This is a genomic window from Pseudomonas sp. PA-4-8C (assembly GCF_021606625.1).
Taxonomy (GTDB): domain Bacteria; phylum Pseudomonadota; class Gammaproteobacteria; order Pseudomonadales; family Pseudomonadaceae; genus Aquipseudomonas; species Aquipseudomonas lactis.
On sequence record NZ_WKCD01000211.1, the window covers coordinates 1 to 9,896 of the forward strand.

Annotated in this window: 12 protein-coding genes; 8 read left to right on the forward strand and 4 right to left on the reverse strand. The window is 58.5% G+C overall.

Translation table 11 applies throughout. The features are described from left to right. On the reverse strand, positions 1-1,694 hold a 1,694-nt coding region (locus GIW04_RS22870), incomplete at its 3' end, for a sensor histidine kinase (protein WP_236479212.1). A gap of 46 nt (positions 1,695-1,740) precedes the next feature. Beyond that, positions 1,741-2,658 carry a putative 2-dehydropantoate 2-reductase gene (locus GIW04_RS22875; RefSeq protein ID WP_003193881.1) on the reverse strand — a complete coding sequence of 306 codons (918 nt, stop codon included), beginning with the start codon at positions 2,656-2,658 and terminating at the stop codon, positions 1,741-1,743. A gap of 123 nt (positions 2,659-2,781) precedes the next feature. On the opposite strand from GIW04_RS22875, the gene GIW04_RS22880 reads away from it, so the two are divergent. Together GIW04_RS22880 and GIW04_RS22885 are read left to right on the forward strand one after the other, a co-directional pair. After that, the gene (locus tag GIW04_RS22880) at positions 2,782-3,267 is read left to right on the forward strand and encodes a YajQ family cyclic di-GMP-binding protein (protein ID WP_003193880.1); all 486 of its coding nucleotides are present in this window, start codon (positions 2,782-2,784) and stop codon (positions 3,265-3,267) included. A gap of 137 nt (positions 3,268-3,404) precedes the next feature. Then, positions 3,405-4,247 (forward strand): mechanosensitive ion channel family protein, encoded by an 843-nt coding sequence (locus GIW04_RS22885; RefSeq protein WP_058409974.1) that lies wholly within the window; start codon positions 3,405-3,407, stop codon positions 4,245-4,247. Between the two features lie 181 nt (positions 4,248-4,428). On the opposite strand, the gene GIW04_RS22890 is transcribed toward GIW04_RS22885, so the two are convergent. Beyond that, entirely contained in the window at positions 4,429-5,727 is a 1,299-nt protein-coding gene (locus GIW04_RS22890) for an OprD family porin (protein WP_003193878.1), read from the reverse strand. Positions 5,728-6,468: 741 nt separating this feature from the next. On the opposite strand from GIW04_RS22890, the gene GIW04_RS22895 reads away from it, so the two are divergent. Both GIW04_RS22895 and GIW04_RS22900 read left to right on the forward strand, forming a co-directional pair. Further along, entirely contained in the window at positions 6,469-6,894 is a 426-nt protein-coding gene (locus tag GIW04_RS22895; protein WP_003193877.1) for an HIT domain-containing protein, read from the forward strand. Positions 6,895-6,897: 3 nt separating this feature from the next. Continuing rightward, on the forward strand, positions 6,898-7,104 hold the full coding sequence (locus tag GIW04_RS22900) for a SlyX family protein (protein ID WP_003193876.1): 207 nt from the start codon (positions 6,898-6,900) through the stop codon (positions 7,102-7,104). Positions 7,105-7,179: 75 nt separating this feature from the next. Here the strand turns inward: GIW04_RS22900 and GIW04_RS31330 are convergent, their stop codons facing one another. Continuing rightward, the gene (locus GIW04_RS31330; protein WP_003193875.1) at positions 7,180-7,782 is read right to left on the reverse strand and encodes a cold-shock protein; all 603 of its coding nucleotides are present in this window, start codon (positions 7,780-7,782) and stop codon (positions 7,180-7,182) included. 427 nt (positions 7,783-8,209) lie between these two features. Between GIW04_RS31330 and GIW04_RS22910 the strand changes: the two genes are divergently transcribed. The 4 genes from GIW04_RS22910 to GIW04_RS22925 all read left to right on the forward strand — a co-directional run. Continuing rightward, complete coding sequence (locus GIW04_RS22910; protein ID WP_003193874.1) at positions 8,210-8,683, forward strand: Dps family protein; 474 nt, start codon at positions 8,210-8,212, stop codon at positions 8,681-8,683. A gap of 181 nt (positions 8,684-8,864) precedes the next feature. Beyond that, the gene (locus GIW04_RS22915; protein WP_032900853.1) at positions 8,865-9,218 is read left to right on the forward strand and encodes a ribbon-helix-helix domain-containing protein; all 354 of its coding nucleotides are present in this window, start codon (positions 8,865-8,867) and stop codon (positions 9,216-9,218) included. 162 nt (positions 9,219-9,380) lie between these two features. Beyond that, complete coding sequence (locus GIW04_RS22920; protein WP_236479214.1) at positions 9,381-9,602, forward strand: FmdB family zinc ribbon protein; 222 nt, start codon at positions 9,381-9,383, stop codon at positions 9,600-9,602. A 108-nt stretch (positions 9,603-9,710) separates the two neighbouring features. Further along, on the forward strand, positions 9,711-9,896 hold a 186-nt coding region (locus GIW04_RS22925), incomplete at its 3' end, for an OB-fold nucleic acid binding domain-containing protein (RefSeq protein WP_236479215.1).

The following is a 9,896-nucleotide window of genomic DNA, read 5'->3' on the forward strand; positions in this document are numbered from 1 at the left end:
TTCTTCAACAGGTTGAGCAGCACTTGCTCCAGCTCGTTGGCGGTGCCGGGTACCGGGCCCAGTTGCGGATCGAACTGGCGGATGATCGCCTGGCCCTTGAAATCGAAACCGATGGTCAGGTCGAAGTCGTTGCCGGCGATTTCCACGGCCTGGTCAATCAGCGCCGGCAAATCGCAGGGTGCCATCTGGCGATTGCTGCGGCGGCTGAAGCTGAGCATGTGGGTGACGATTTTCGCGGCACGTGCGCCGGCCTGCTGAATGCCGTCGAGCAGTTGCGGGACTTCGCGGCCTTGCAGGTAACGGTTGACCGTCTCCAGCTCGATGCCCACCTGCTCGGCAAGCTCCAGGTTCTTGGGCAGCTCGGGCGACAGGCGCCGGCGAATGTTCTGCACGTTATGCAGGATCGCGCCCAGCGGGTTGTTGATCTCATGGGCCATACCCGCCGCCAGGCCGCCCACGGAGAGCATTTTTTCCGATTGCACCATCATTTCTTCCAGGGACAGGCGCTGGGTGATGTCGTCGATTCGGATCACCACACCGCGCCCGGCGCCGCCCATCAACGGGTAGAACGTCAGCGCATAATGCTTGGGTTCGTCGTCCTTGATCCAGGTGACCCGCTCGATCCGCTCCACCGTGTGTTGCTCCACGGTGGCCTTGATCTGCGGCAGGTACGGCTTGAGCGGCTGGAAGGCCAGGAATACCGGTTGGTTCAGGGCTTCGTCCAGGCGCGTACCGGATAGGGCGGTGGCTTCCTGGTTCCACTGGGTGACGTAAAGTTGTTCATCCAGGGCGATCAGCGCCGAGGGCATCGAGTCGATGATGCTGTTCAGGTAGTTCTGGAAGCCCGTGAGCTTTTTCTCGATCTTGCTGCGCACCTGGACTTCCAGTTCCAGCTTGCGGTTGGTATGCCGGGTTTCTTCGGCCAACCCCTGGGCCTGGTCATACGCAGCCTGGGAATCGTCGCGCGCACGTTTAAGTTGCTGCTCACGGGCTTCGATGCGCGACAACATGGTGTTGAAGGCTTCAGCCAGGCTGCCGATTTCGTCACGGTTGCCACGCCCGGCGCGTAACGCGTAGTTTTCCTCGCGGGTCACCTGGCGGGACAGCTCTTCAAGCTCATGAATCGGTCGGGTGATCAGGCGTTTGATCTGCCGGGCGATGACCAGCCACAACAACACGCTGAAAATCAGGATACCCAGGCTCGCGGTCAGCGTGCCGGTATAGAACGCCACCGGCAACTCACTGCTGGCCACTAGCAACAAATGCCCTGAAGGCTGGTTGCCGCGGGGTAGGGTGATGACCTGGTTGCTGCGAAATTCGGTGAGGCGCCAGGCTTCGATATGCCGGTAGTGGTCCGGCAGGTGCAGGCGGTCGCCGTGCTGCATCTGCGCCAGGCGGTTGCCTTCGCCGTCGTACAGGGCGGCGGCGCGCAACGGTGAATAGCTGGTCAGCTCATTGAGCAGCGCCTCGGCCTTGGTCGGAGACTCAAGGGCCTCGGCGGCGAGCGCGGGGTTGGACACCAGTCGACCAATGGACTGCAAGGCCTGGGGGGCCATGCTTTCCTGGGAGATCCAGTAGGCAGCGCTGATAAACGTCAGATTGGCCACCAGTAATACGGTGGACAATAACACCAGCAGGGCGGCCAGCAGTTTCTGCCCTACCGGTAGATTTTCAAGACGCTGGCGCAGTGGCATCAGGGGGTTCCCAGGTGATAGACAGGTAGGCAGGGTAGCGCGTGCCTCAGTCGCTGGCCAATCCGCGTGCGCGCAAATGCTCGACCAGGCGCGCTTGCAACTGTTGCAGATGCGGCAACACCAATTGATGGCGGGCGGCCGCCTGGCAGGCATAGCCCAGCAGGTAGCTGATCTCGGTACGCCGTGCGTTGGCCACGTCCTGGTACATGGACGAATAATTGGCCGCAGTGGCCTGGATCACCCGCTGCACTTCGCTGTGCAGGTCTTGTGCGGCGGCGGGCTGGCCGCAGCATTCGAGCAGCTCGGCCAGTTCAGCGCACAAGGTCGCCACTTCACACGCGTGGGCTTGCAAGCCGCCGTTGCGGCACTGGTAAAGCACCGTCAGGGGATTGATAGCGCAATTGAGCGCCAGCTTGCGCCACAGGCGCGTGAGAATATCGCTGGCCCAATCGTGGGGAATGCCGGCTGCTTGCAGGTCGTCCAGCCACAGCGGCGGCGTGGGGTGGCTCGCATCCCCCAGCCAGGTGTAGCCATGGCCGGCAAATACCACCCGCCAGTCGCCTTCGCGAAACGCGCCTTCGGTGCTCGAGGCAAAGATACAACGGGCCGACGGCACTTGTGCGGCCACTGCGTCCTGGCTGCCGAGGCCGTTTTGCAGCAGGATCAGTTCGGCGTCGGGCGCCAGTCGAGGTTGCAACTGGGCAATGGCGCTTTGGGCATCGTAGGCTTTGCACGCGACGAGCAGGCGATGAATCAGCTCTGGGCTGTCAGACGTTTCACCGACTACCGGGTAAGTCTGTTCTACACCCTGCTCGACCAGGGTCAGCCCCTGGCCGGCTCGATAGTCGGCCAGGCGCGCCTCATTGCGCAGGATCAGCCTGACGGGCACGCCCGCGCGCGCCAGCCGTGCGGCCCAGAGGGTGCCCAGGCTGCCGGCGCCAAGAATATGCCAGGGGGTCGACATCAGTGTGTACTCCATAAGCTCGCCAGCGGTGAACGGCGCGAAAGAACCGCTATAATGCCCCGGCATTTTAGCTCGGGCGCGCTCCATCTCTACTGAGCCCGCCCCTTATATTGGAGAAATCACATGCCTTCGTTCGACGTGGTATCTGAACTGGACAAACACGAAGTCACCAACGCCGTCGAGAACGCCGTCAAGGAACTGGACCGTCGCTACGACTTGAAAGGCAAGGGCAGCTTCGAATTCAAGGAAAAGGAACTGACCGTCAACCTGACCGCTGAAGCCGATTTCCAGCTGGAAGCGATGATCGAGATCCTCAAGCTGGCCCTGGTCAAGCGCAAGATCGACGTGCAATGCCTGGAAGTCAAGGATGCCTACGCTTCCGGCAAGCTGATGAAGCAGGAAGCCGTGCTTAAGGAAGGCATCGACAAGGAACTGGCGAAGAAGATCGTCGCGCACATCAAGGACGCCAAGCTCAAGGTCCAGGCCGCCATCCAGGGCGAGCAGGTTCGCGTCACCGGCAAGAAGCGTGACGACCTGCAAGAGGCCATCGCGGCCCTGCGCGCCAAGACGTTTGACATGCCGCTGCAGTTCAATAACTTCCGCGACTGATGGCACTTTGGGGAACCTGTGGGCACTTTTGACGTCCCACGCCCCAAGCATCATTGCCTACAATTGAGCCCTTCGGGGCTCAATTGCGTTGTCAGGCAGTCAATACAGCCTTATCGCCGCACAATAGGAGAAAGTAGATGGATTTGAACGCTGAAATGGATCACCTGATCAAGACCTCCCAGTCTTGGCTCCCCATGATCATGGAATACGGCAGCCGGGTATTGCTGGCGTTGGTCACCCTGGCCATTGGCTGGTGGCTGATCAATGTTTTGACTCACCGCGTGGGCCGTCTGCTGGCCATGCGCAACGCTGACTTGGCACTGCAACACTTCATCACCAGCCTTGCGAACATCGCGCTCAAAGTCATGCTGGTGGTCAACGTGGCCTCGATGATTGGTGTGGCCACCACCTCGTTCGTTGCGGCAATCGGTGCCGCTACCCTGGCAATCGGCCTGGCCTTGCAAGGCAGCCTGGCGAACTTTGCCGGCGGCGTGCTGATCCTGTTGTTCCGCCCGTTCCGTATCGGTGACTGGATCGAAGCCCAGGGTACCTCGGGTACCGTCGACAGCATCCAGATCTTCCACACGGTGTTGCGCACCGGCGACAACAAGACGGTGATCATTCCCAACGGCAGCCTGTCCAACGGCCTGATCACCAACACCAACCGCCAGCCGACCCGCAAGGTCGTGTTTGATGTAGGTGTGGACTATGAGGCAGACCTGCAGAAAGCTCGTGAAGTGCTGCTGGCGCTGGCCGAAGACCCACGTGTACTGAAGGACCCTGCCGCCGTGGCGGTGGTGTCGACCTTGGGCGACAGTTCCATCACCGTCTCCCTGCGTTGCTGGACCAACACCCCGGATTATTGGGACGTGGTGTTTATGCTCAATGAACTGGCGCGTGACCGTTTGAAAGCGGCCGGGATTGATATTCCGTTTCCACAACGGGTTATTCGAGTGATGCAGGAAAGTGCGCCGAAATAACTTGGCGTGATGCTATCGAACTTGGCCGATAGGTCAGCTTTGATAAACTAGTTACTTAGCTTGCTAGTTGTTTTGTTGATTGAAATAAAACTGCAATAAAAAAGCCGCTCCCTGTTTAAACAGAGGAGCGGCTTTTGTTTAAGGCCGAAGCCTCAAGCCATCGTTGTAATTAAACTGGCAATTACAAGATGTTCAGCGGGTAGTTGGCGATCAGACGCAGCTCATCGATCGACGGCGAACCGTAGTACACGCCATCACCGGAACGGTAAGTCGCTTGACGCAGACGCAAGCTCAGGTCTTTCGCCGGGCCGCTCTGGATCACGTACTTGGCTTCGATGTCACGTTCCCACTCTTTGCCGTTGCTGGTGGTGCCCGTGTTGGCGCCGCTACCGGTGACATAACGGGTCATGAAGCTCAGGCCCGGAATGCCGAAGGTCGCCATGTTGATGTCATAACGCGCCTGGTAGGACTTTTCGCCTTCGGCGTTAAAGTCAGAACGGGCGATGGAGTTGGCCAGGAACACTGTGCCGCCGCCGTCTACGCCGTAACCGTAGTCGCCGTCACCGGTGACTTTCTGGGCTGCCAGGGTGAAGGTGTGAGCGCCGATGGTGTACGCACCTTGCAAGCTGAATGCGCGGTTGTCGAGCTTGGTCACGCCATCTTTCTCTGCGCGTTGCAGGCCGGCGCCATCGCTCTTGGTGTCGTAGATGTTGAAGTCCAGCGCGAACGACTGATCATCGCTCAGGGCGTGGGTCCAATTCAGGTTGCTGTAGTACTTGCGGAAGTAATCTTCGGTTTTCGCGTAGTACAGGCTGCCGGTGACTTCTGGAGTGAAGGCATACACGCCACCGACGAAGTCGGTTTTGGTCAGGCCCAGGCTGTCGTGGTAGGTCTGGTTCTGCGCGACGCTGGAAGTGAAGTGACCGCCTTCAAGCTTCAGGCCCTTGATCTCGTTGCTGGTGATCGAGATGCCTTGTGGCAGCTCTGGCAGCAGGCGGCTGTCGTCGGAGGCAAACACTGGGGCTGTGGTGTATTGGTCGCCAACCTTCAGCACAGTGTTGGAGATGCGGAACTTGACCGCGCCGCCGCCTTTGGAATAGTCATCTTGCGAACGACCGTCGGAACCAGTAGGGAACAGGCCGGTGCCGGCGCGGCCCTTGCCGCTGTCAAGCTTGAGGCCCATCAGGCCGATCACGTCTACACCGACACCAATGGTGCCTTGGGTGAAGCCCGATTCGTACAGGGCATTGAAGCCCAGGCCGGTTTCTTCAGCACGGCTCTTACGCTTGCCGTTGACGGTGCTGTAACCGCCGCCTGGCTCATTACGGAAGTCACGGCTGAAGTACAGCGCGCGAGTATTGATGCTGAAAGTGCTGTCTTCAACAAAACCCTTGGAATCGTCCTGGGCGGACGCCATTGCGAACTGCGAGGTGCCTGCTGAAACAGCCAGGGCGATCATGCTCCACTTCATCACGCGCATCGTGATTTGCTCCTTTGGTTTTAGGAAGAGTACTGCCGTCCCACCTGTATTTTTATCTGGGCGGCTCTTTCTTTTTGTGTCGGCGCAAAGTTAGCTCACGCAGACCCTATTGACGATACTTACTCAACTATCCTTTCAGCTTCTTTACGAGGCTGTCGTAAATCGCTAGATCCATGTCGCAAATTCACAGCCCAAAATGTATCCAGGCTGACAACTTCAATGCTGCTTTCAGACTTCTTTCAAAGTTTGAACACTTCCCTGATACACATTGAAACGCCACTATTTTTATCGCGAAACACCTGTGTCCAAACGGGTGCCGTTGCCGACGATATGGGGGTGAATGCAACAAGCGTGCTCAAACCACTAACCGAATGTCATTTTTTCGTGAAAAGTGTGATGAACCTGTAAAAACCGCATAAGCACGGGGGTTTTACGCCATTTGGGTTGGGCTTGACGCCAGGGTGTTACCCCGGTTCGGTGGTACCTGAATCCTGTTCCTGGGTAAAACGTTACCGGTTGACCCTTATCAGTGGGTAATCGGCGGATCCCTTTGAGGCACAGGTGGGTCATTTTGGTGCATTCCGTTGAGGCCCGGCCTAGCGTTGCTCTGCTGGGTTACTGCCTCTAAAGGGTGCATTCTTTTGCCCGGCTGCCTCAAGGCCGCCAGCATTGCCCGTGAAGCCTTGGGCATTCGAAGGTATGCTGGGCGCCTGTTACCGACCTGCCGAACGGAGTGCCCACGTGTTCGCCTTAGATCAACGCCTGCAACAAGATACCTTGGCCATTGGGGACTTCCCGCTCTGCCGCCTGCTGCTGTCCAATGACGCCAATTACCCCTGGTTCATTCTGGTGCCACGCATCGACGGTATCAGCGAAGTGTTTCAACTGGATGTCGCAGATCAACAAACCTTGTGGCAAGAAACGACAGCCCTGGCGCAGCTGCTTAACGAGGGGCTGGCGGCTGACAAGATGAACATCGGCGCGCTGGGTAACGTGGTCAGCCAGTTGCACGTGCACGTGATTGTGCGCAAGCGCGATGACGCCGCCTGGCCAGCCCCGGTGTGGGGCAAGCACCCGGCCCGGCCCTATACGCAAGAGCAATTGGCCGCGATTCGTACCCGACTGCGCGAGCTATTGCCTGCCGACTTCATCTTTACCCAGGACTGAGCCATGGACCTGCAAGAACGCGTCACCGACCTGGAAAGCCGCCTGGCCTTCCAGGACGACACCATTGAAACCCTCAATGACATCCTGGTTGCCCAGCAGCGGGCCGTCGAACGCTTGCAATTGCAGATGACTGCACTGCTCAAGCGCCAGGAAGAAATGGGCGGGCAGTTTGAGTCATCCGAAGAAGAAGCGCCTCCGCCCCACTATTGAATGCGCACGCAATAAAAAAACCGCGACCCAGCCAAGGCTGAATCGCGGTTTTTTTTTGCTGCGAAGGCTGGGGAATCAGCGACGCGGCAGGGCAGCGATGACGTCTTCGGCTTGCAGGCCCTTGTCACGGTTCATCACCGAGAACTCCACGCGCTGGCCTTCGACCAGGACGCGATGGCCTTCGCCACGAATGGCTCGGAAGTGGACGAAGATATCGTCGCCCGAGTCGCGGGAAATGAAGCCGAAGCCCTTGGAGGTGTTGAACCACTTGACGGTCCCGGTATCCCGGTTGGTCATGTCATAGTTTTGCGACGCGGCCGCTGGAGACGAGCGGTAGAAGCTGATGGCCAGGTGAAGAACGATGGCGACCACAGCAATCACCAGGCTGAGCAGGATGGCCGGATGGCCCCCAACTTCAGGCATGGGCGCCAGGAGGGTGAGGGTTTGTACGACAACAGTCAGCACCAGCAGCGCACTGACCAGGTTTTGCAGTTGATGACGCGTGCCTTTGTTCCAGTAAGGGATTACCGGTGCGAGCGTCAGGTTAAGAAGGCCGAACAAGGCCAGGTACAGGGCGTCGTGTTGTTCCAGATAGGGCAGGCTTTCAGGCTGCAGGCTCGGAATAAAGGACAGCAGCAACGCTGCAACGCCCGTTAGCAGGTGGACGATTTTCAACATTTTGGTTAACTCACGTTAAGACGGATCACAAGGAAGAGCTGACTGGCACGGTTCGCTTCTGAACAATGGGAGGCGTTGAGCACGTGCGCGGGTATCAGCCTATGTGACGTGCCGCAGGAATAAACGGCAGCCACACCGCGTCTATTTAACAGCAAAGGCTGTGCCTACTCAAATCAAGCATTTCGGGGTGTTGCCACGGCCACGGCATTTCTGCGTCAAACGCTTGTCCTAGACAGGTGCGGGATTTTTCATTGGCATGCCCAGACTCTTCCCACAGGTAAACAGGCTTGCCAAGTCAGATCCCGCAGGCGGTGCGGGGCGATTTGCCGCATGTCGCCCGGGTGTGCCGGGCTGCACATGACGCACTCTCTTGTTAGAGTGGAGCTGCACCTGATCAATGAATGCTCGTCAATTGAAGGGGAAACACATGGCAATCGATATTGGTATCAGTGAAGAAGACCGTAAATCCATCGTCGACGGACTTTCCCGCCTGCTTTCCGATACCTATGTTCTGTATCTGAAGACCCACAATTTCCATTGGAACGTCACAGGCCCCATGTTTCGTACGCTGCACCTGATGTTCGAGGAGCAGTACAACGAGCTGGCGCTGGCAGTGGACTCCATTGCCGAGCGTATCCGTGCCCTGGGCTTCCCGGCGCCGGGTGCCTATTCGATTTACGCCCGCCTGTCTTCCATCAAGGAAGAAGAGGGTGTGCCGAGCGCCGAAGAGATGATCAAGCAGTTGGTGGCCGGCCAGGAAGCGGTCACGCGTACCGCGCGAGGCATCTTCCCATTGCTCGACAAAGTCAGTGATGAGCCGACGGCAGACCTCTTGACCCAGCGTATGCAGGTTCACGAGAAAACCGCGTGGATGCTGCGCTCCCTGCTCGAAAACCAGTAACGGTTAAACCCAGGCGGCGCCTTTTGGGCGCTGCCTGCTGGTTTCCCTGCGCTTCCTGGCGTTGTCCTACGACTAACTACTCCCCGTCTTCTGGCTGCTCTGCGCTGGCTGCTGTTTTATAGGCCCATCGTCCAATGGGAGAAACCTGTTGGCTGCTGTTTGGCAATGGAGTGTCAGGTGTATGTCACGTGGAGTGGGTAAGGGAGTGATGGAAGCCTGTGGTTTTCACAAGATAAAAGTTGACCCTTTTTCGAAGGGGTTTGATATGGGACTGGCCAAGCCACTGTCCCGGTCGGTCAGGCTCAATGGGTTTTCTACCTGCCTGCGGCTTGAACAGATCTATTGGAACATCCTGACGGAAATCGCCAGGCTCAATACCTGTTCGGTCAGTGCGTTGTTGTCCTATGTCGATCGGGAAGTGCATTTGCGTTACGGAGGCGTAAAGAACTTCAGCGGGCTGGTGAGGGTGGTATGCGTGGTCCATGTGCTCAAAGGCCGGGGCGCGCTCACGACGGGAGACACGCTCAAGCAGTAGTCCGGTGGTCGGCCCGTCATCCCGGCGGGCCGGGCCCTGGGCACAAAGCCGGCTGCGCTGTGTTGATTTACCAGATATAATCCCGCGCTTTGCTGCGCATGCCGGGCTTTATGCACAGGGCAGGGCGTGGCGCTGTAACGATCTGATCGCCGAGACATCTCCATGCCCATGTACGACTATCAATGCGCTTCCTGTGGTCATCAGTTGGAAGCCATTCAGAAGATCAGCGCCGCGCCGCTGGTCGATTGCCCTGCCTGCCAGGCACCTGAGTTGAAGAAGATGTTGTCCATGCCGGGCTTCCGCCTGAGCGGCAGCGGCTGGTACGAGACCGATTTCAAGGCCGGCGCCAAGAAGAACCTGGCGGGCGGCGACAAAGCAGACTGAGTTGAACTCTACGCGCAGGCTCCTGCATTATCCGTCCCCTGCTTAACTGTACGGTGACGAGGCAGGCCTGCCACCGAATTTCGAATTACGAGAAGTGAAACCACGACCATGATGCGCAGCCACTATTGCGGCCAACTGAACGAGACCCTGGAAGGTCAGGAAATCACCCTTTGCGGATGGGTTCACCGTCGCCGCGACCACGGCGGGGTGATCTTCCTCGACATCCGTGACCGTGATGGTCTGGCCCAGGTGGTGTTCGACCCGGACCGCGCCGAGAGTTTCGCCGCCGCCGAC

Coding starts and splice junctions, on each gene's coding strand:
- GIW04_RS22875 (WP_003193881.1), bottom strand. CDS start 2,658: ATGTCGACCCCCTGGCATATTCTTGGCGCCGGCAGCCTGGGCACCCTC.
- GIW04_RS22900 (WP_003193876.1), top strand. CDS start 6,898: ATGGACCTGCAAGAACGCGTCACCGACCTGGAAAGCCGCCTGGCCTTC.
- GIW04_RS22920 (WP_236479214.1), top strand. CDS start 9,381: ATGCCCATGTACGACTATCAATGCGCTTCCTGTGGTCATCAGTTGGAA.
- GIW04_RS22885 (WP_058409974.1), top strand. CDS start 3,405: ATGGATTTGAACGCTGAAATGGATCACCTGATCAAGACCTCCCAGTCT.
- GIW04_RS22915 (WP_032900853.1), top strand. CDS start 8,865: ATGTCACGTGGAGTGGGTAAGGGAGTGATGGAAGCCTGTGGTTTTCAC.
- GIW04_RS31330 (WP_003193875.1), bottom strand. CDS start 7,782: ATGTTGAAAATCGTCCACCTGCTAACGGGCGTTGCAGCGTTGCTGCTG.
- GIW04_RS22890 (WP_003193878.1), bottom strand. CDS start 5,727: ATGCGCGTGATGAAGTGGAGCATGATCGCCCTGGCTGTTTCAGCAGGC.
- GIW04_RS22910 (WP_003193874.1), top strand. CDS start 8,210: ATGGCAATCGATATTGGTATCAGTGAAGAAGACCGTAAATCCATCGTC.
- GIW04_RS22880 (WP_003193880.1), top strand. CDS start 2,782: ATGCCTTCGTTCGACGTGGTATCTGAACTGGACAAACACGAAGTCACC.